Annotated in this window: 19 protein-coding genes; 7 read left to right on the forward strand and 12 right to left on the reverse strand. The window is 40.4% G+C overall.

Annotation, left to right across the window (positions count from 1 at the left end; all coding sequences use genetic code 11):
* Nucleotides 1–207 precede the first annotated feature (207 nt).
* Nucleotides 208–1,746, forward strand: coding sequence for a glycine betaine uptake BCCT transporter (locus BK139_RS18235; RefSeq protein WP_076261596.1), 1,539 nt, complete (start codon nt 208–210; stop codon nt 1,744–1,746).
* Between the two features lie 37 nt (nt 1,747–1,783).
* On the opposite strand, the gene BK139_RS18240 is transcribed toward BK139_RS18235, so the two are convergent.
* Nucleotides 1,784–2,029, reverse strand: a complete 246-nt coding sequence (locus BK139_RS18240) for a hypothetical protein (protein ID WP_076261599.1) — start codon at nt 2,027–2,029, stop codon at nt 1,784–1,786.
* A gap of 273 nt (nt 2,030–2,302) precedes the next feature.
* On the opposite strand from BK139_RS18240, the gene BK139_RS18245 reads away from it, so the two are divergent.
* Complete coding sequence (locus BK139_RS18245) at nt 2,303–2,689, forward strand: small peptidoglycan-associated lipoprotein (protein ID WP_076261602.1); 387 nt, start codon at nt 2,303–2,305, stop codon at nt 2,687–2,689.
* Nucleotides 2,690–2,738: 49 nt separating this feature from the next.
* Here BK139_RS18245 and lpdA read toward each other — a convergent pair whose 3' ends face one another.
* From lpdA to BK139_RS18270, 5 genes are all read right to left on the reverse strand, one after another.
* Nucleotides 2,739–4,148 carry a dihydrolipoyl dehydrogenase gene (lpdA, locus tag BK139_RS18250; RefSeq protein WP_076261605.1) on the reverse strand — a complete coding sequence of 470 codons (1,410 nt, stop codon included), beginning with the start codon at nt 4,146–4,148 and terminating at the stop codon, nt 2,739–2,741.
* A gap of 6 nt (nt 4,149–4,154) precedes the next feature.
* Nucleotides 4,155–5,501: a dihydrolipoamide acetyltransferase family protein gene (locus tag BK139_RS18255; protein ID WP_076261608.1), complete on the reverse strand. Its 1,347-nt coding sequence runs from the start codon at nt 5,499–5,501 to the stop codon at nt 4,155–4,157.
* A gap of 84 nt (nt 5,502–5,585) precedes the next feature.
* A complete protein-coding gene (locus tag BK139_RS18260) occupies nt 5,586–6,563 on the reverse strand; it encodes an alpha-ketoacid dehydrogenase subunit beta (RefSeq protein WP_076261610.1) in 978 nt (325 codons plus the stop codon).
* 3 nt (nt 6,564–6,566) lie between these two features.
* Nucleotides 6,567–7,682 carry a pyruvate dehydrogenase (acetyl-transferring) E1 component subunit alpha gene (pdhA, locus tag BK139_RS18265; protein ID WP_076261612.1) on the reverse strand — a complete coding sequence of 372 codons (1,116 nt, stop codon included), beginning with the start codon at nt 7,680–7,682 and terminating at the stop codon, nt 6,567–6,569.
* A gap of 596 nt (nt 7,683–8,278) precedes the next feature.
* A complete protein-coding gene (locus BK139_RS18270) occupies nt 8,279–8,947 on the reverse strand; it encodes a YkyA family protein (protein WP_076261614.1) in 669 nt (222 codons plus the stop codon).
* A 263-nt stretch (nt 8,948–9,210) separates the two neighbouring features.
* Here BK139_RS18270 and BK139_RS18275 point away from each other — a divergent pair, with 263 nt between their 5' ends.
* Together BK139_RS18275 and def are read left to right on the forward strand one after the other, a co-directional pair.
* Nucleotides 9,211–9,345 (forward strand): YjcZ family sporulation protein, encoded by a 135-nt coding sequence (locus BK139_RS18275; RefSeq protein WP_076261617.1) that lies wholly within the window; start codon nt 9,211–9,213, stop codon nt 9,343–9,345.
* Between the two features lie 177 nt (nt 9,346–9,522).
* A complete protein-coding gene (gene def, locus BK139_RS18285) occupies nt 9,523–10,074 on the forward strand; it encodes a peptide deformylase (protein WP_076261622.1) in 552 nt (183 codons plus the stop codon).
* Between the two features lie 68 nt (nt 10,075–10,142).
* Here def and BK139_RS18290 read toward each other — a convergent pair whose 3' ends face one another.
* A complete protein-coding gene (locus tag BK139_RS18290) occupies nt 10,143–10,919 on the reverse strand; it encodes a Cof-type HAD-IIB family hydrolase (RefSeq protein WP_076261625.1) in 777 nt (258 codons plus the stop codon).
* Between the two features lie 613 nt (nt 10,920–11,532).
* Here BK139_RS18290 and BK139_RS18295 point away from each other — a divergent pair.
* The gene (locus BK139_RS18295) at nt 11,533–11,745 is read left to right on the forward strand and encodes a DNA-dependent RNA polymerase subunit epsilon (protein ID WP_035328587.1); all 213 of its coding nucleotides are present in this window, start codon (nt 11,533–11,535) and stop codon (nt 11,743–11,745) included.
* Between the two features lie 3 nt (nt 11,746–11,748).
* Complete coding sequence (gene rnjA / locus BK139_RS18300; RefSeq protein ID WP_035328584.1) at nt 11,749–13,416, forward strand: ribonuclease J1; 1,668 nt, start codon at nt 11,749–11,751, stop codon at nt 13,414–13,416.
* 70 nt (nt 13,417–13,486) lie between these two features.
* On the opposite strand, the gene BK139_RS18305 is transcribed toward rnjA, so the two are convergent.
* The 3 genes from BK139_RS18305 to BK139_RS18315 all read right to left on the reverse strand — a co-directional run bounded on the left by BK139_RS18305 (nt 13,487) and on the right by BK139_RS18315 (nt 17,866).
* Nucleotides 13,487–14,146, reverse strand: a complete 660-nt coding sequence (locus tag BK139_RS18305) for a potassium channel family protein (protein ID WP_061794223.1) — start codon at nt 14,144–14,146, stop codon at nt 13,487–13,489.
* A gap of 130 nt (nt 14,147–14,276) precedes the next feature.
* Nucleotides 14,277–16,100 carry an ABC transporter ATP-binding protein gene (locus BK139_RS18310; RefSeq protein WP_076261627.1) on the reverse strand — a complete coding sequence of 608 codons (1,824 nt, stop codon included), beginning with the start codon at nt 16,098–16,100 and terminating at the stop codon, nt 14,277–14,279.
* 11 nt (nt 16,101–16,111) lie between these two features.
* Nucleotides 16,112–17,866: an ABC transporter ATP-binding protein gene (locus tag BK139_RS18315; protein ID WP_076261630.1), complete on the reverse strand. Its 1,755-nt coding sequence runs from the start codon at nt 17,864–17,866 to the stop codon at nt 16,112–16,114.
* A 244-nt stretch (nt 17,867–18,110) separates the two neighbouring features.
* Here BK139_RS18315 and BK139_RS18320 point away from each other — a divergent pair, with 244 nt between their 5' ends.
* A complete protein-coding gene (locus BK139_RS18320; RefSeq protein ID WP_076261633.1) occupies nt 18,111–18,971 on the forward strand; it encodes a mechanosensitive ion channel family protein in 861 nt (286 codons plus the stop codon).
* Between the two features lie 224 nt (nt 18,972–19,195).
* On the opposite strand, the gene BK139_RS18325 is transcribed toward BK139_RS18320, so the two are convergent.
* Together BK139_RS18325 and dapD are read right to left on the reverse strand one after the other, a co-directional pair.
* Nucleotides 19,196–20,320, reverse strand: coding sequence for an N-acetyldiaminopimelate deacetylase (locus BK139_RS18325; protein WP_076261636.1), 1,125 nt, complete (start codon nt 20,318–20,320; stop codon nt 19,196–19,198).
* Nucleotides 20,321–20,430: 110 nt separating this feature from the next.
* Nucleotides 20,431–21,141 (reverse strand): 2,3,4,5-tetrahydropyridine-2,6-dicarboxylate N-acetyltransferase, encoded by a 711-nt coding sequence (gene dapD, locus BK139_RS18330; RefSeq protein WP_048010648.1) that lies wholly within the window; start codon nt 21,139–21,141, stop codon nt 20,431–20,433.
* Nucleotides 21,142–21,299 lie beyond the last annotated feature (158 nt).

Below are 21,299 nucleotides of genomic sequence, written 5' to 3' on the forward strand. Positions count from 1 at the left end.
GAAATTAGATTGGATATCTACATCCTTTCGATTTTACTTTAAAGTCTGTTTCCGGGAAGCTGCTCTCCCCTGCTGAGCTCCAATTGCTTAAAAAATCAAGCAAACACTATCAGGAAAGCGGGATATTTAAATGCCTGCCTTTTTAGGATTGGAAGTTTTACAGAAGTATTTTATTTAGGTTTATTTTATTGAGACTGGAGGGATTTGATGAAGAAACTGACACCCGTTTTTACGGTTTCAGTCATATTCACAGCAATATTTATTATATGGGGATTAGTACCGAAGACCATACTGCCAAAAGGCAACCTGGATTCTGTTACAGCATCTGTTCAGGGATTCATATTGGAAAAGTTCGGGTGGTTTTACCTTTTATCAGCTTCTATCTTTTTAATTTTTTCAATCCTATTAGCATTCAGCAAGTATGGAAATATTCGTCTGGGAAAGGATGCAGACAGGCCCGAATATAGCTACTTAAGCTGGTTTGCCATGCTTTTCAGTGCAGGGATGGGAATTGGCCTGGTTTTTTGGGGAGTTTCGGAGCCAATGTATCACTACTTTGCGCCACCTTTCCTAGACGGGCAGACACCAGAAGCAGCAAGAGCTGCCATGAGGTACTCTTTCTTCCACTGGGGGCTTCATCCATGGGCTATTTATACAGTTATTGGGCTTGCACTTGCTTATTTCCAGTTCAGGAAAGGCGCACCGGGAGTTATCAGTTCCATTTTAAGGCCAATTTTGGGGAGCAAAGTGGATGGTCCAATTGGAGTATTAATTGATTTTATAGCCGTCTTTGCTACTGTTTTTGGTGTTGCAACATCATTAGGTCTCGGAGCCATTCAAATTTCTGGCGGACTTTCTGAAACATTTGACAGCATCGGCAATAATTTCACCACTCAATTGGTTATTATTTTGGTTGTGACAATCTTGTTTATGGTTTCAGCACAAACCGGTTTAAACAAAGGAATAAAATACTTAAGTAATTTAAATATTATATTAGCTATCTCGTTACTGCTATTTCTGCTGTTTGTTGGGCCTACAAACTTTATTATGGATCTGTTTACAACGACGATTGGCTCTTATCTTCAAAATCTTCCTTCCATGAGTTTCAGGCTTAGTCCATTTGATCAGGAGCTGACATGGTTTCAGGATTGGACCATTTTTTATTGGGCATGGTGGATTGCCTGGGCGCCATTTGTCGGCACATTCATAGCCAGAATATCACGCGGAAGGACAATAAGAGAATTCGTCATCGGCGTGCTTGCTGTTCCTACCTTATTTGGAGCGCTTTGGTTCTCAGTTTTTGGAGGAACAGGCATATACCTTGAATTCTTTGAGGCAAAGCCTATTATGGAAACAATCGACCAGCAGGGAATGGAAGTTGCACTGTTCGCTGTGTTTGATAACTTCCCTTTCAGCACTGTTCTAAGCTTATTGGCTATATTCTTGATCAGTACATTCTTTATAACTTCTGCAGATTCAGCTACCTTTGTTCTTGGGATGCAGACGACAAACGGAAGCTTGAACCCTCCGGGCAAAGTGAAATTTGTCTGGGGCATTATCCAATCTGCTTCTGCTGCCATCCTTTTATGGACAGGAGGGCTGGAAGCACTGCAAAGAGCTTCTATAATAGCTGCACTTCCTTTTACTATCATTATGCTTTTAATCGTGCTATCGCTGGCTAAATCGTTTAAAGAAGAAACCATATCAAAAAAAGAGATGATAAAGACTAAAAAAATCGGCACCTGAAAATGGGTGCCGATTTTTCTGCTTGTCACATTGCCAATTACCAATGTGTAATGTATGACATCGCTAAATGAAAAGAAGCATATAAGCTTAGGCTCATAACAGTGACCATAAATGTTTTCTTTGCTGACTTAATAACCCAATTCCCAATATTGATTGCCAAATAGAAGAAAACAAAAAACATAATAACTTTATATACGAGCTGATCATATTTTGACAGCCACTCAATGAAAGTATATCCACTCCAGATTAACATCTGCAACAAAAGAGCTGTATAAATCTTCATACACTCCACCACCAAATTTTTTAATCCTTACCCGTTTTTATAATAGAAGAAACACTTGTGTTTGTAATATATGTTGAAAAGGATATTCTTATTTTTCATTTCTGTAACATTTGAATGACAAGCTAATATTTCCATTTTCCATATGATAAAATACTCATAATTATTATGAATTGCTCACCTTCTGTCAAAAGGATGGAAAATTTCAATGACTTCTATACTGTTTTGCAGTCTTATGTAAAAAGGTGGAATTTATTATAAAGTGAGGGCAAAAGGATGAAAGGTCTGCCATTGTTATTTATTACTGCACTCTTGTTTGTGACCTCTTCATGCAATCATAAGGAAGTAAAAGAAGAGCTGAAGATAGACGACAATGTTAAACAGCTTATTTTTTTTACTGATAAAAAACAATATGAGCAGGAAATCTCCTATTATGATGCCATCATCGAATTAAAGAGAAGCTATCCTGAACTAATTAAAGATATGAAAGTGATAACAGCAGCTGAAGCGAGTCACTTAAGCAATTATGAGGTAGAAAACTGTCCTGCCATGCTGCTGGTGTATCAGGACAAAGTTTTAGTAGAAATAAAAGGCACTGTATCTAAAGATAAGATCATTTATCCGCTCGCCAAAGCCATGGATAAAAAGATCGAAAAACCGTAATCATCCATAAAAAAATCCTTCCCTGGCAGGGAAGGATTTTTTTATATTATTATTTTACAATGTGTATTGGGCTTCCAATAGCAACTTCTGCTGCTTCCATTGTGATTTCACCCAATGTAGGATGTGCGTGAATAGTCATCGCAAGATCTTCTGCAGTCATGCCTGCTTCAATAGCCAATCCAAGCTCTGCAATCATATCTGATGCACTAGCACCGGCGATTTGCGCACCAATTACAAGTCCATCCTCTTTGCGTGTCACAAGCTTTAAGAATCCGTCAGTGGAATCAAGTGCAAGGGCACGGCCGTTAGCTGCAAATGGGAACTTCGCTGCTGTTACTTCGATTCCTTCTTCTTTAGCCTGCTGCTCAGTATAGCCTACAGAAGCTAATTCAGGCTCAGAGAATACAACCGCAGGGATAGCCAAGTAATCAATTTCTGCGTTATGGCCTGCAATTGCCTCAGCTGCAATCTTGCCTTCGTAAGAAGCTTTATGAGCTAATTGAGGACCTGCAACAATGTCACCAATCGCATAAATATTGCTCACACTCGTACGGCATTGTTTATCAATTTCAATAACACCGCGTTCAGTCATCTTAACGCCGGCTTGCTCTAAGCCAAGTTCGTCTGTATTTGGACGTCTTCCGACCATTACAAATACATAATCTGCGTCAAGAGACTTCTCTTCACCTTTTTCTTCAAACTTAACGGTAACTCCATTTTCATTCTCTTCAACACCCTTAGCAAGTGCCTTCGTAATGAATTCAACACCTTTTTTCTTCAGGTTGCGTTTAACAAGAGATGTCATTTGCTTCTCAAAGCCGATTAGAATATCATCTGCACCCTCAAGGATCGTTACTTGTGAACCAAAGTTCGCATATGCTCCTCCAAGCTCGATTCCGATAACACCGCCGCCGATAACGACTATTTTCTCAGGAATTTCCTGAAGAGCAAGAGCGCCTGTTGAATCAAGAACACGTTTAGAGAATTTAAACGTCGGCAATTCAATTGGGCGGGATCCTGTTGCAATAATTGCATTTTTGAACGTGTAAGTTTGTGCTGAATTTTCATCCATTACACGAAGGGTATTACCATCAACAAAGTAAGCTTCACCGCGCACGATGTCAACTTTATTTCCCTTTAATAGTCCTTCAACTCCGCCTGTAAGCTTCTTGACTACACCGGATTTGAATTCTTGAACTTTTGTAAAGTCAACTTTTACATTTTCAGCTGTAATTCCCATTACATCTGAGTGCTTAGCATTTTCGTAGCGGTGGCCTGCTGCGATTAAAGCTTTTGAAGGGATACACCCAACGTTTAAGCAAACTCCGCCCATATTAGCTTTTTCTACGATTGTAACTTTTTGTCCAAGCTGTGCTGCACGAATTGCTGCAACATATCCCCCTGGACCCGCACCGATGACTATAGTATCTGTTTCGATTGGGAAATCTCCTACTACCATTTGTAATTACGCCTCCATTAACAATAGTTCTGGATCGTTCAGTAAACGCTTGATGTGATTCAATGCATTTTGTGCAGTTGCTCCATCAATAATTCTGTGGTCAAAGCTTAGTGATAATGCCAATACTGGAGCAGCAACAATTTCTCCATCTTTCACGACCGGCTTTTCAGCAATGCGGCCAATTCCTAGAATGGCAACTTCAGGGTGATTGATGACAGGAGTGAACCATTGTCCGCCTGCAGAACCGATATTTGTGATTGTGCAAGAAGCACCCTTCATTTCGTCTGGAGCAAGCTTGCCGTCACGTGCTTTACCAGCCAATTCATTGATTTCATTTGAAATGGCAAATGTAGATTTGCGGTCAGCATCCTTAACAACTGGCACAAGAAGACCTTTTTCAGTGTCTGCCGCAATACCAATGTTATAGTAGTGCTTCTGGATAATTTCACCCGCTGCATCATCAATTGAAGTATTTAGTGCCGGGAATTCACGCAATGCACTTGTTAATGCTTTTACCACATAAGGAAGGAATGTAAGCTTAATTCCTTTATTCGCTGCAACTTCTTTAAACTTCTTGCGATGTGCAACAAGTTTCGTAACATCAATTTCATCCATTAATGTAACGTGTGGAGCTGTATGCTTAGAGTTTACCATAGCTTTTGCAATAGCCTTACGGATTCCGCTCATTTTCTCGCGAGTTTCCGGATATTGTCCAGCAGGAATCGCTTGTGCAGCTGCCGGTGCAGTTTCTTTTGCTTCAGCTTGTGGTGCAGCTTCCTGAGCAGGCGCTTCATTAGCTTGAGCACCGCCATTTAAGAATGCATCAATGTCATCTTTCTGGATACGGCCATTTTTGCCGCTTCCAGCTACCTGGCGAATATCTACGCCTTTATCACGAGCGTATTTTCTTACTGAAGGCATTGCAATAATGCGGCGGTTAGGATCCACATCCGTGTCAGAAATAACGACGCCTTCTTTTGGTGCCTCTTGTGCAGGAGCTTCCTCTTTCTTTACATCCTGTCCAGCTTCAGCAGTAGCCTGTACCTGTGCTTCTGTTTTTTCTTCTTTAGGAGCCTCATCTTCATGGTCTCCCTTGAATTTAAGATCTTCATATCCTGGAGCATCAAAAGTGATCAAAACTTGACCTACAGTTGCCACTGTACCTTCTTCAACAAGGATTTCTTCAACTTTACCTTTAACTGGCGAAGGAATTTCTACAACCGCTTTATCATTTTGAACCTCACAAAGCACGTCATCTTCTTGTACTTCGTCACCCGGCTTTACAAACCACTTGACGATTTCACCTTCATGGATACCTTCACCGATATCAGGCAATCTAAATTGGAATGCCAATGGAATTCACCCTCCTATTATTTCAATCGTTCTAGTAAAACACGTCAGGGGGATATTTTCCCCCTTGTGTCATTAGTTATTCAATTAAAATTCAAGTACTTTTTTAGCTGTTTCAATTACATCTTTATAGTTTGGAAGCCAAACTGTTTCAGCCTGCGGGAAAGCAAATACCGTATCTGGTGCAGCTACACGCAGAACTGGTGCTTCCAGACTAAGAATTGCACGATCATTGATCTCTGCCACTACACTTGCTGCAATACCAGCTTGCTTTTGTGCTTCCTGAACAACAATGGCTCTTCCTGTCTTTTCAACAGAAGCAATAATTGTTTCAATATCGAGAGGTGCGACAGTACGCAAGTCGATAACTTCGGCAGATTTTCCTTCTTTTTCAAGTTCTTCAGCCGCTTTTAAAGACTCATGGACCATTGCCCCGTAAGTTACGATTGTCAGGTCTGAACCCTCACGTTTAACCTCTGCTTTGCCAAGCGGAATTGTATATTCCTCTTCAGGTACTTCCTGGCGGAAAGAACGATACAATTTCATATGCTCAAGGAAGATAACAGGATCGTTATCGCGAATTGCTGAGATAAGCAGCCCCTTTGCATCATAAGGAGTTGCCGGAATAACAACCTTTAGTCCAGGCTGCTGCGCCATTAAACCTTCAAGGCTGTCAGCGTGCATTTCAGGAGTATGTACCCCTCCCCCGAATGGTGAACGGATCGTAACCGGTGAATTATATCTTCCGCCGGAACGGTAACGCATACGTGCCAGCTGACCGGAAATAGAATCCATTACTTCATAAACGAATCCAAAGAATTGGATTTCAGGTACCGGACGGAAGCCTTGTAAACCAAGACCGACAGCCAGACCGCCGATTCCGGATTCAGCTAGCGGTGTATCAAATACACGCTCTTCGCCAAATTCTTTTTGAAGGCCTTCGGTAGCACGGAAAACGCCGCCGTTAACGCCCACATCTTCACCGAATACCAATACATTCGGATCGTTGCGCAATTCTGTGCGAAGAGCATCAGTAATTGCCTGAATCATTGTCATTTGCGCCATGGCTTACTTCGACTCCTTTTCTTTGTATATTTCATACTGTTCTTTTAGGTTGTAAGGCATTTCTTCATACATAATGTTCATAAGGTCAGTAACCTTTTGCTTAGGTGTATCATCAGCCTTTTTAATAGCTTCTTTAATATCTTCTTTTGCTTGTTCAATTACTTCGTTTTCCATATCTTCATTCCAGATTCCTTTGTCTTCAAGGAACTTGCGGAAACGAACAAGAGGATCTTTCTTTTCCCATTCATTATCAAGGTCAGAAGTACGGTAGCGTGTTGGATCGTCTCCAGCCATTGTGTGCGGTCCGTAACGATATGTCAGCGTTTCGATTAATGTAGGACCTTCACCATTCAGCGCACGTTCACGAGCTTCGCGAACAGCTGCATATACAGCAAGCGGATCCATGCCATCAACCTGAATTCCTGGAATACCGGCCGCCACTGCCTTTTGTGCAATTGTTTTAGCTGCTGATTGTTTTTCAACAGGAGTAGAAATTGCAAAACGGTTATTTTGCACAATAAAGATAGCAGGTGCTTTGAATGCTCCTGCAAAGTTGATACCTTCATAGAAGTCACCTTGTGAAGCACCGCCGTCGCCAGTATAAGTGATGGCAACCTTCTTTTCACCGCGCTTTTTCATGCCAAGGGCAACCCCTGCAGTCTGAATATATTGTGCTCCAATGATAATCTGAGGTGAAATAACATTTACACCTTCAGGGATATTTCCGCCTTCGAAGTGCCCGCGGGACCATAGGAAAGCCTGGTATAACGGAAGGCCGTGCCAAATGATTTGAGGCACATCACGATAACCTGGAAGAATAAAATCTTCCTTCTCCAGTGCAAAATGAGATGCAAGCTGAGAAGCTTCCTGTCCGGCAGTAGGAGCATAGAAGCCCAAACGGCCTTGTCTGTTAAGTGAAATAGAACGCTGATCAAGAATGCGGGTATAAACCATGCGGCGCATTAATTCCTGAAGCTGCTCATCGCTTAAGTCAGGCATTGCTGAATCATTAACAACCTTGCCTTCTTCATTTAAAATTTGTAGAGTTTGGAACTGTTCTTCAACTGTTTCGAGCTGTTTTTTCGCATCGAATTGTGCCTTCTTTGTTTTAGAAGCCATATCAGTCACCCTTTCCTTTCATAAAAAGACGTTAATTAAGAGTTTTTATACACAAAATTTAGGTTACCCAAAACGAAGCCATATTAGATACACTTTCAAAAAGCAAAAAAGTACTTTTCCTGGCATGTTTTTATTAGCATCTCTAAATAGCAGAACGTTCTTTTCTGCCATATGCATACTTACAACTAGTGTTCCACAGATCACTTTTAAAAAAACGTCTTTCTGTTCATCTTTAACTATCATATTCTGTATCAGTTTATTTTGCAACAAAATTGATACAGAAATACTTACGAGATTTAGTTTAATACACCTTCAGGACCTTCGTCAATTACCTTGCTTTTTGTTTTTCACAGTTACCATACTAATTAAATTCTATATCAAATCCCATAACTGTATTAACACCTGCTCCCCATCTGTATTATAAAAAACTATTATATTTTCACGTGTTATAGTAAAGAAATTTCACCTGTCATTATTTTAAGATAAAGACGTCTGCATAAAATTAAGTAAGCGCAATCATAATGACCTGATGTCTCCCTGCGCATTAAAAGCCAAAAAAACAAAAAATGCCGCGCATTTATATGCCGGCATTAATCTTATTCTTTTGTATTTATTTCAAGCCCTGCTTCTTTATAGAAATCCAGTTTTGCTTCATTATACTCTTTTGTTTTTTCATTGAAATGCTTATTTGAAGACAGGATCTTTTCATACATTTCATTTATTTCGTTAATTTGATTTTCAAGCTGCTCGAGAGTAAGGTCTTCCTTTTTAAACATTGCATACAGCTCTTTATCCAGTTTAAGCGCTTTGGAATAGTCCTCATAAAGAGTGTCATGTATTTTATATCTGTCCATCATAATTTCGTGCAGTTTTTTTGCTTTATCTTTCAGTTTTTGACTCTCTATATCCTCTATGATCGGAGATAATGATTCAAATTCCTTTTTGGATGCCTGTATGCTTTTCTGCTCTTTCTCCATATGATTTTTCCGCTTATCCACAATCGAGGAAGCCTCATCAGACAGCTTCTTGATTTCCTCGAAGTCCTTCATTCCCAGGTTGATAATTTTATCGTATAATTCCTTTTCTCTTTTCTCCAGCTTTACTAGCGGTTCCTGCTGCTTTTCAAAGTCCTTTTCTTTTTTAACTACATTCTCCAGAACATCATACACTTCTTCCTCTGGTTTCGGCTTGTTCATACAGCCTGAGAGGAAGATAGCCAAGATTATAAAAACAAGCAACAGTCTGCTTTTGTTGAAAATTGACACGTTGAAACCTCCTTACTTATAACATTTTTAACTATAAAGGTACCCGCCCTGTTTGACAATAGCTCTTTGGTTTGACACTTTTCACAACAATTCACAGTTTGTCCTTTTTAGAAGTGTATTTAAAATTTATTCACTTCATTTTTCCTTTATGACTTGGGCAAAGGCCTACACCATCCATCATTTAAAACATAGGCTATATTAATCGTCCGATGTGGCAAGGCAAAAAGATGGACGATAATCTTACTTTAGGGAGGTTATCCTTCATGTACGGATATGGCGGATACGGTTATGGATGCGGTTATCCAGCAGCGGGTGCCGGCTGCGGCAGAGGTTTTGCGTTAATTGTAGTATTATTCATTCTCTTAATCATAGTTGGCTGCGCTTGCTGGAAGTTTTAATTACTTGAGAAGGTGCCCAAAAGCGCCTTCTCTTATTAACTTTTTTCCGCCGCTCTGATAGACTGAATATATTAATATTAACGTAATGCCTGGCAAACCTTCGGCTTTTCCATATGGTCTTTGTGCCATTAATTTAGCCATTTTTTTATTCTTTATTACATAGCGGGAGTGATAATCATGCTGAGCATGCAAGATATTATACGTGATGGCCATCCAACATTAAGGAAAATTGCCGCGGAAGTAAACATGCCTCCATCTGCAGAAGAAAAACAAACCCTGAGGGAAATGATGGAATATGTGAAAAACAGCCAGAATCCTGAGCTTGCTGCTAAATATGGATTAAGGGCAGGCATTGGATTAGCTGCTCCTCAAATTAATATTTCCAAGAGGATGATTGCTGTCCATGTAACCTATAACGGCGAGCTCTTCAGTTATGCATTCTTCAACCCTAAGATCATCAGCCATTCTGTGCAGCGGTCTTATCTGGCTGCAGGAGAAGGCTGCCTGTCTGTTGATGAATCCATACCCGGTTTTGTACCCAGATATTCAAAAGTTACTGTTAAGGGCATTGACCTGGATGGCAATGAAGTAAAACTCAAGCTGAAAGGGCTGCCTGCGATTGTCTTCCAGCACGAGATTGATCATTTAAACGGAATTATGTTTTATGATCACATAAACAAACAAAATCCGTTTGAGCCAATCGAAAATGCCATTGCTGTAGAACGATAGAATGCCCGAAGCATTCGCAGCATTACAAAAGAAAGCCTCCAGCTATGAAAACGGAGGCTTTTTCTCTGCTATATTAATTGGAGTTCTTTTAGTCCCTTCCAGATTCCTTCCTGGTCCACTCCTGATGTTACGTGGTCTGCTGCTTTCTTAACCACTTCTTCTGCATTGCCCATTGCTACCCCCGTTCCGACAGCATTCAGCATCTCTATATCATTGAGCCCATCTCCAAAGGCATATACATCCTTCAAATCAAATCCAAGCCTTTTAATCATTTGCTTTATCCCTTCAGCTTTGGACCCGCCAGCAGGCAATACATCTACGGAATATGGATGCCATCTGATAAAGCCAAAGTCAGGATATGCAGATGAAGAAATATACTTTTCCTCATCTTTTTCCTCACAGAACAGCAATGATTGATATAATTCCCTGCCGCTGTAAAACTCCCGGTCTTCCTCAGGATGCGGGAACTTTAAGCTCCCCATGCTTTCCTCTATAAATGGATGATGGGAAATTGAGGCTTTCATTGTTTTCTCATTCATAAACACTAATGGATGTCCGTTTGACTGTGCATGCCGATATAGCTTTTCAATTTCAGCTGTTTTTAGAGGATTACGGTATATCGGCTCGTTTTCAAATACAACATATTGTCCGTTAAAGCTGACAAATGAATCAATATCAAGCTCACTGCGCAAGTTCTCATACATGAAAGGAGCTCGGCCGGTAGCAATCGCCACAAATGTCCCATTCTTTTTCAGCTTATCAATTGCCTCTTTCGTACTATCCGGCAAATTTTTTTCGTGATCCAACAAGGTCCCATCTATATCAAAGAAAACAATCTTTTTCATATAAAACAATCTTCCTTTCAAGCAATATTCTGCTGGCTTTTATTACATAATTTATCGTAATAAAACACTAAACCCATAAAGTAAAAAAGTCAATTTCATTGCTGGAAAGAATGGTAATTTCCATTTTTACCCACGATAAATTCAGTTATTTTACCATATAATATAATTAATAAAAGCGGAATCTCCTTGCCCGCGAAGAACGCAGACTATAAAAAGCAGCCCGGTGGAGCTGGACAGCTGTAAAAAAGCCACATTAATTACAAAAAACGTGTGAAAACGTCCTTGCTGCCTTTACTTTGGACAAGGATCGTTTAAAATAGAAAGTAAGGAGTTGATCCACTATGTTAAAGAAGCTGAGAAAGAAGCTTTTAAAACAGTGGAATGAAATGCTTCGAAAAAAATCTATTGCCTGACAAATTTGAGCCCTTCAAACTTGCGAAGGGCTCCTTCCTTATTGTAAATTGGTTATCAGTATACTTTTTTTACATAGATTCGGAAGCGTATTAGCATCTAAAAGAATTAATATTCATATCCCGCAGGAAAAAACATGTAATACATGTTATTATTTTATATATTAGATAAAAGTTTTTTATCGGATTAAGGAGAGATAGAAATGATTTTCAAGGTATATTATCAGGAGTCCAAGACAGAGGTACCGGTTAGGGAAAAAACAAAAACGATCTTTGTGGAAGGCGATTCTGAAAGAGACGTTCGAAAAAAGCTCGCTGACCGCAACTATAATATTGAATTTGTAGCATCTGTTCAAGGAGATTTCCTGGAATATGAAAAACAAAGTGAAGACTTTAAAGTATTGGAGATTGAGTAATTTATGAAATTTGTTAAAAATGATCAAACAGCCGTTTTCGCCCTGGGCGGACTTGGTGAAATCGGAAAGAACACTTACGCGGTTCAATTCCAGGATGAAATTATCCTGATTGATGCCGGAATCAAATTTCCGGAGGACGAGCTTCTCGGAATCGATTATGTTATTCCTGATTACACTTACTTAGTTAAAAACGAAGACAAGATAAAGGGATTATTTATTACCCACGGACATGAAGACCATATTGGAGGAATTCCATACCTTCTAAGAGAAGTCAATATACCTGTTTACGGCGGAAAGCTGGCTCTAGGGCTTCTGAGAAATAAACTTGAAGAACACGGTCTATTAAGACAGACTACTCTTCATGAAATCAAGGAAGATGATATCATTAAATTCAGAAAAACTTCCGTGACTTTCTTCAGAACAACTCATAGTATTCCTGATTCATATGGAATCGTTGTCAAAACACCGCCAGGACAAGTTGTTCATACCGGGGACTTCAAATTTGATTTTACCCCTGTAGGAGAGCCTGCGAACCTGACGAAAATGGCCGAAATCGGTAAAGAAGGCGTCCTTTGCCTGCTTTCCGACAGTACAAACAGTGAAATACCAGAATTCACCATGTCTGAACGCCGAGTTGGCGACAGCATTCATGACATCTTCCGTAAGGTTGAAGGACGGATTATCTTTGCCACATTCGCTTCTAATATCCACCGTCTTCAGCAGGTGACTGAAGCAGCCGTTACAAACGGCAGGAAAATTGCTGTCTTTGGCAGAAGTATGGAAGCAGCCATAAATATAGGACAGGAATTAGGATATATTCAGGCACCTAAAGATACGTTTATTGATGCACATCAAATTAACAGACTTCCAGCGAACCAGGTGACCATTCTTTGTACAGGAAGCCAGGGAGAGCCGATGGCGGCCCTTTCTAGAATTGCTAATGGAACGCATCGCCAGATACAGATCATTCCTGGTGACACTGTTGTATTCTCTTCTTCACCTATTCCAGGGAACACCATCAGTGTCAGCAGAACGATTGACAGACTTTCCCGTGCAGGTGCCGAAGTCATTTATGGTAAATTAAGCGATATTCACACATCCGGACATGGCGGCCAGGAAGAACAGAAACTAATGCTTCGTTTAATAAAGCCCAAATTCTTCATGCCGATTCATGGTGAATACAGAATGCAGAAAATGCATGCCAAATTGGCTGTAGATTGTGGAGTAGAGGAAGAGAACTGCTTTATCATGGATAATGGTGAAGTTCTGGCTCTCAGCGAAGATTCTGCTCAGGTAGCAGGAAAAATCCCGTCTGGTTCTGTCTATATTGATGGAAGCGGAATCGGTGACATCGGAAATATTGTTTTGCGTGACCGCCGCATTCTTTCTGAAGAAGGTTTAGTGGTTGTTGTAGTGAGCATTAATATGAAGGATTTCAAAATTGCTGCAGGACCTGACTTAATTTCCCGCGGATTCGTCTATATGAGGGAATCCGGAGATTTAATCAATGATGCACAAGCACTCATCACAAAACACTTAAGCAAGGTTATGGAACGCAGAACAACTCAATGGTCAGAAATCAAGAATGAAATTACTGATACTCTTGCACCATTCCTATATGAAAAAACAAAGCGCCGTCCAATGATTTTGCCGATTATCATGGAAGTTTAAAACCAAGAGCTATAAATATATACTAAAAAAAGGCTGTATCGCTCAAATGAGAGATACAGCCTTTTGCCTATTAAGACATCACTTTCTTTTCAAACCGGTTGATGTCCACATCTGCTCCAATAACAATAAGAATATCGTCAAATTGTATTTTTTCATTCGCCTGCGGAGAAACGATAATTTCATTTTTTCTTTTAATTGCAACGATGTTGATTCCGTACTTTGCCCGGATATCCAGATCTATTATGCTGTGGCCGGCCAATTTTTCATTAGCTACGATTTCTACTATGCTATGTTCATCAGAGAGTTCCAGATAATCCAGTACATTATTTGAAACAATACTATGGGCAATCCTTCTGCCCATATCCCTTTCAGGATGAACAACATGATCGGCTCCAATTTTCCTCAATACCTTAGCGTGATAATCATTTTGCGCCTTAACCGTAATCTTATTAACTCCCACCTCTTTTAAAATCAAGGTAGTCAGGATAGAGGCCTGAATATTATCTCCAATCGCTACAATGACATGGTCAAAATTGCGTATTCCCAAACTCTTGATTACGGATTCGTCAGTAGTATCGCCAACTACTGCGTGCGAAGCAACTCTCGCAAATTCATTCACACGGTCTTCATTAACATCAATCGCCATAACCTCCATACCTTCTTCAGCAAGAGCATGGCAGATGCTTCCTCCAAAACGTCCAAGTCCGATTACAGCAAATTCTTTCTTCATCCTATCTTCCCCCAGCAAAGTTAGCAATATAGACAATAATAACATAATAGCGTACAGAGCTGAATAGATAGCTATTAGAATTACTTCCTGGCAGAAATAAAACCCCCGTCTGGAGGTTTTAATCTATTCATTAAATTGCTTCCAGCATATTAAATTGTGCCTTAACTAAATGGAAATATTCACCTTTCGCATTCATCAATTCCTCATGATTCCCCTGTTCTAAAATATTTCCATGATCGAGCACGAATATTTGATCGGATTCCCGAATAGTCGATAGCCTATGGGCGATAATGATAGCCGTTCTGCCCTTTAAAAGGGTCTTTAATGCCTGCTGGATCTTCATCTCTGTCTCTGTATCAATACTTGCTGTAGCTTCATCAAGTATAAGAATACGCGGGTCTGCAAGCAATGCGCGGGCAAAGGAGAGCAGCTGCCTCTCACCGACCGATAATACATTCCCTCTTTCCTCCACTTCGGTTTCATATCCCTTTGAAAGTTTTTCAATGAATCCATGTGCACCGACAGCTTTGGCTGCTTCCACTACCTCCTCATCCGTTGCATCAGGCCTGCCAAAACGGATATTATCGCAGATTGTGCCGGAAAATATGAAAGTATCCTGCAGCACAACACTGATTTGCTTGCGCAAACTTGATAAAGAAACATCCTTTAAATCATAGTCATCTATTTTTACAGTGCCTCCTGTGGGATCATAAAAACGGCTGATTAAATTCGCTATCGTTGTTTTTCCAGATCCTGTATGACCGACAAGTGCTGCTGTTTGCCCTGCTTTTATCTTAAGGGAAACTTCATTTAGGGCTATTCTTTTTTCATCATAAGAAAAAGTGACATTCTCAAATTCTATCTTGCCTTCTATCTCCTGCAAATTCACCGCATTGTTTCTTTCTGATACAATTGGCTTCTCATCAAGAAACTCAAAGATTCTTTCAGAGGAAGCCATCCCCATGAGAAGCTGGTTATAAACCATACCAAGACGAGAAATTGGCTCCCAGAACATCCCTAAATAAAAGGCAAAAGAAACAAATACGCCGATTGATATTGACCCTGTCTGAATCAGATGGGCTCCAAACCAAATCAATACAGCAGTACCCAGGGCATTGGTCAATTCAACCAGCGGTCTGAACATAGCGTTTTTCTGGGAGGCAACCCTCCAGCTTTCAAAGTTTTCTGTGTTCACACCATCAAAGAATGCCATATTCTCTTTTTCCTGTGTAAAAGACTGGGTAATCCTTATTCCCTGTATACTCTCATTTAAGTGAGAATTCAATTTGGATTGTTTTAATCGGACAGTTTGCCATGACCTGCGGATATTTCTCCGCAAACTGGTTGAAATAAAAAACATGATGGGCAGGATGACCATTATTGCCAAGGTCAGTTCCGGACTTAGTGTGAATAAAATAATGAAAATCCCTGCCAGCATGATCAAATCCATCAGCAGATTTATAACTCCATTAGTAAAAAGCTCCTGAAGAGAATTAATATCATTCATGATCCTTACCAGTATGGATCCTGCTGAACGCTGATCAAAAAAACGATGCGAAAGTGTCTGCACGTGTGTAAATAAATGTTTTCGAAGATCGTAAATAATATTTTGGCCAAGCTTATTCATCCATTTAATCCTGCAGTAGTTTGCAGCGTATGAAATGGTGTAAAGCACTCCAATCAATGAAACCAGGATGCCAAGCAGCCTGCCGTCTTTTTCAATTAATGCCTTATCTAACGTATACACACCAATCAAGATAGGAATGATTAGTCTGACTGCCGTATTTATTAATACCATTATAACGGAGAGCGGGAGTAAATTTTTCCTGTACGGCTCCATATAACTGAATAATCGCAGCATCTGCTTCCAATTAAATGGCTTCTCGATCACTTCGTCAGCAGAATATTGGAACCTGTTTAACACTTTGTCATTTTCTGTTTTAGTTTTTTCCAAGGACGCACCTCCTAGCCTGCATTTGATTGGAGAACCTTATCCCGGTCCTGATATTGAATATCGTAAATCCGCTGATATGGGCCATTATTTTTAAGCAGCTTATCATGTGTCCCCCGTTCAGCTACTCTCCCGCTATCAAGCACAAGTATTTCATCTGCATGCTTAAGGGAAGAAATCCGATGGGCAATGATAAAAGTAGTTCGATCAGCCATTACTTCTTTCAAAGCTTTTTGTATTCTGAATTCTGTTTCCATATCCACGGCGCTTGTTGCATCATCAAGAACTAAAATGCTTGGATCAGCACAAATAGCCCTTGCTATCGCTATCCTTTGCTTCTGGCCGCCTGAAAGCCCCATGCCCCTCTCTCCAAGAACGGAATCGTATTGATCAGGAAGCTCCATGATAAATTCATGAGCCTGTGCACGTTTGGCAGCTTCAATAATTTCCTCCATTGTTGAGTCAGGCTTCCCAAAAGCAATATTTGCTTTAATCGAAGAAGAAAACAAGAAGGATTCCTGAAGAACAAAACTGATGTTTCTTCTCAGAGACTGAAGAGAGTAATCCTGCACATTTATCCCATCAATCATCACACTGCCTTCAACTGGCTCATAAAACCTTGTCATAAGCTGCGTTAAGCTCGTTTTACCTGATCCCGTAGAGCCGATTAACCCAATTACCTTTCCCGCCTCAGCATGAAAGGAGATATTCGATAAAGCATCATTGTCATCCTTCGTATATTTCAGGGTAACATTGCGGAATTCCACCTCTCCCTGCAAACGTTCTGCATTAACACATGAATCAGTATCCTCAATCTCATTATCTGCTTCAAGAATCTCAATGAGACGCTCTCCGGAGGCTTTTGCCTGTGAAAATAGGTTAACTATAAAGCCTAAGTTCATAATTGGCCACATAATATACCAGACAAGGCTGTAAAATGCAACAAGTTCCCCTGGATTCAGACTGCCGGCCATAACAAGATAACCGCCGTAAGCCAGAAGCAGTACAACACTTAAATTGCCGAGAAATTCCATTAACGGGAAGTATTTGGCCCAAATATCGGATGTAAAAAGATATTTATCCTTATAATCGCTGTTAGAGCCGTTGAATTTATTAATCTCAAAGTCTTCCCGTGATAATGACTTCACAGTATTAATTCCGCTTATATTCTCCTGAACCTTTGTATTAAGGCGCCCGAATGATTTCCGGATACCCCGGAAAGCCGGATGTACAGCCTTGTCGAATTTAAAGGTGACTACTGCAAGAAAAGGCAGGGTAATAAGTGTGACAATAGTAAGTGAAACAGAATAATAAAACATAACCGACATACTGATGAGGATCAATAAACAAAAACGAATGAGTTCAGAAAATCCGAATGAAAGAAAGAAACGGAATCCCTCAACATCTGCAGTGAGCCGGGACATTAAATCTCCTGTTTTTGCATTATCATAATACCTGAAGGGCAGAAACTGCAGTTTTTCATAAAGTACATTTCTAAGCTTATAGACCGATGTGATTCCAAATAAATCACCCGTGTACTGATGGATATAAGTCGCTGCGCCCTTCACGGCCATTATGGCAATAAAGCCTAAAGCCAAATAAGGGATCCACCCATAATTTCCTCCAATGACAACTTCATCAATGGTCACCTGCAGGATCATTGGATACACAACCGTTATCGCTGTCACAATAAACAGAAAAAATATGGACCAAATAAAGTAATGTTTAAATGGCCAATAATATTGCTTTAACTTTTTAAATGTTTCCATCTGCATACCCCCTTTTAATTTGCGGAAAAATTAGAAAAGTTAGAACGTAATATTAAATATATCGAGTTTCGAAGTATTTTTCCACCCCTTTTTGGTTGATTTAGCACTTTTTTTATATTCATTTTAAGAAGCAGGAATCTGTTGTTCTTTCAAGTAATGAATCTGCTGGAAGGCTAACCGTTTGCATCTAAATCACTGTTGCGATAGAATGATGACTTTAATAATAATGAAAGGACAGTGGAAGATGGAATATCTAAATTTTTCACAATTAAATTGGGAAGCCCTGCTGATTGATGCTGGCCTTCTTCTATTAAAAATTGCTGCTATCTATTTTGCATTTGTGATTGTTAAATCAGCTGGGAACAAAATCATCCAAAAAAGCTTTGAGGGAATTGCGAAAAAGGAAAGAATATCTCCCGGAAGGTCGAAAACACTTCTAAGTCTTGCTGAAAACATATTCTCCTATGCTCTTATTTTCATTTTCGCTGTTACAATTCTGCAAATTTTCGGGATAAAGGCAACTGCCATTCTTGCTGGTGCCGGAGTAATCGGTTTAGCAGTCGGCTTTGGAGCACAGGGTCTTGTCAGCGATGTAGTAACAGGATTTTTTATCTTGCTGGAGAGGCAAATTGATGTAGGCGATTATGTAACAACTGGAAGCTACTCAGGAATAGTGGAGCAGATTGGATTAAAAACCACTCAAATTCGAGGATTTGACGGAACTTTACATTATCTGCCGAACCGGGAGATTACCAGTCTGAGCAACCATTCACGCGGAAACATGCGTGCACTGGTGGATATAGGAATTTCTTATGATGACAATATTGATGAAGCGATCGCAGTCCTTCAGGAAGCATGCGACAGGATCGCTCAGGAAAACCAGGCGATTGTTGAGGGCCCGAATGTCATTGGCGTCCAAACATTAGGTTCATCTGATGTTGTACTAAGAATCATAGCCAAGACAGAAAACATGGAACAATGGACTGTCGAACGGCAGCTTAAAAAAGCACTGAAGGAAGCTTTGGAAGCCAGCGGGATTGAAATTCCATTCCCCCATCAGGTGCTTATTCAAAAACAGGCAGGAACAGATAGTGCTGCCGGATAAAGTGAAACTTCAATCAGTGGGGATCTTTATCCCCACTGATTGTTAGTTGTACCAATCGGGCCTTTACGGGCAGTTTGACCCCTCCTTATCCCCCTTTGGCTCCTCTGAATCTTGTAATAGGGATTTTACTGCCCGTTAGACTGCGATAAAGCGAAAGCAAAAAAGCTGATTTCGCAGATCCTAAAAGGGTTTATGAAATCAGCTTTTTTATAGTTATATATGCTTTAGCCTTTATATTTTAAATATGCTGCAATCAATTCAATTGCAGTTTCGATTGCATTTTCATTTGGATTCAGTCTGGCGTGATGAAGTCCATATTCTGAGTCAACGCCAAGCCAAAACATGAAGCCTGGAATTTCTTCAAGCATATAGCCGAAATCCTCACCTGTCATGGCTTCACGGCATTCAACCACATTTATGTCTGTATTCGTGCGTGCAAAATCCATGAATTCCCTTGTTAAGGTTTCCTCATTGTAAACCTGATGATACATGCTTCCGTAGTCGATTGAAGCTTCACATTCATACCCCACTTCAATACCTTTAACAAGTGCCTGAATTCTGCTTTTTACCTTTTTCATTGATTCTGGAGACAGAGTGCGAATGGTACCTTCAAGCCTTGCTTTTTCAGCTATGATGTTTTGAACAGTGCCACCTGTAATTTTTCCAACTGTAACGACTGCGCTGTCAAGGGGATCAACGTTCCTCGAAATGATGGACTGAAGCTGGCTGACCAGGGTACATGCTGCCACGACCATATCATTGGTATTATGCGGATATGCGGCATGCCCCCCTTTTCCCTTTAAATCAATAAATAGCTCCGACGTATTTGCAAAAAGCAAGCCTTCCCTCAATGCGATGGTTCCGACAGGATATTCCGGAGCAATATGGAGGGCCAATATCATATCCGGCTTCCATTCCTTCATTATTTCAGATTTAAGCATAGGTTCTGCCCCGCCAGGCCCTTCTTCAGCTGGCTGAAATATAAACAGTAAATCATCGTTAACGCGTTCTTCTATGAATTTCGTTATTAGGCCAAGTGCAATTGACATATGAAAATCATGTCCGCAGGCATGCATTTGCTCATTATGCTCTGATTTAAACGGCAGGCCTGTCTCCTCTGTAATTGGGAGGCCGTCTATATCAGCTCGATAACCAATCAGCCTGGAGGAATTCCTGCCTTTGATTTTCACAAAAATACCCGTTTTCCAAGGTTTAATTTCCAAATTGTCCTGAGGGAGAGAATACAGGTAATCTAATAGAAACTGCTGTGTTTTAAATTCACGGAACCCTAACTCCGGTATTTTATGCAGCTCCCGCCGTAATAAAACGAATGGATTGTTTGAGACCAAACTAGCTTCCCCCTTGTTAAAAATGCCCCTATATATTTCTTCACACAATAGCAATCATGAATTATCCCTTTAGAAAAAAGCGCGGATCGAGATCCACGCTTTTTAAGCTATTATAATTGGCGAAGTTCCTGCTTAATTTCTGTCTTAGACTTAGTCTTTTCATCAATCTCTTTAATCACACGAGCTGGTGTGCCTGCCACTACTGTATATGGAGGTACATCATCAATGACAATGGCACCAGCAGCGACTACAGCACCCTTGCCAACAGTTACACCTTCGAGAACCACTGCATTTGCTCCGATTACTACATCATCTTCTACAACAACAGGTTTTGCTGAAGGAGGCTCAATAACGCCTGCCAATACAGTTCCTGCTCCAATATGGCAATTCTTGCCGACTGTAGCTCTTCCGCCAAGTACAACATTCATATCGATCATTGTGCCTTCACCGATCACTGATCCGATATTTATAGAGGCACCCATCATGATTACAGCGTTATCGCCGATTTCTACCTGGTCACGGATGATGGCACCCGGCTCAATGCGCGCTTTAATATTTTTCATATCCAGCAATGGAATCGCTGAGTTTCTGCGGTCATTCTCAATTACATAATCTTCAATTTTTGACTGGTTTGCTTCAATCGCCTGGCTAATTTCAGACCATTCACCAAACACTACCCCGGTGCTGCCATTTACAAAGGACTTAGCTGAGGCTCCGAAGTCGATTCCTTCTAAATCACCTTTAATATAAACCTTTACAGGTGTGGATTTTGTGCTGTTTTGGATAAAAGAAATAATCTCATTGGCATCCATCATTTTCATAATAAAAATCCTCCTCTATGTATAACATTGCAACTAGGATTACTTTAACAAACAAAAGCGCTGAAAACAAGAAAAATAAAGTGAAACTTCAATCAGTGGGGGTTTTCCTTATCCCCCACTGATTGTTAGTCGCGTTCTAGTGTCGCTAAGATCTCCGC

Source organism: Paenibacillus sp. FSL R5-0490, assembly GCF_001956215.1.
In the GTDB taxonomy this organism is placed as follows: Bacteria; Bacillota; Bacilli; order Bacillales; family Cytobacillaceae; genus Cytobacillus.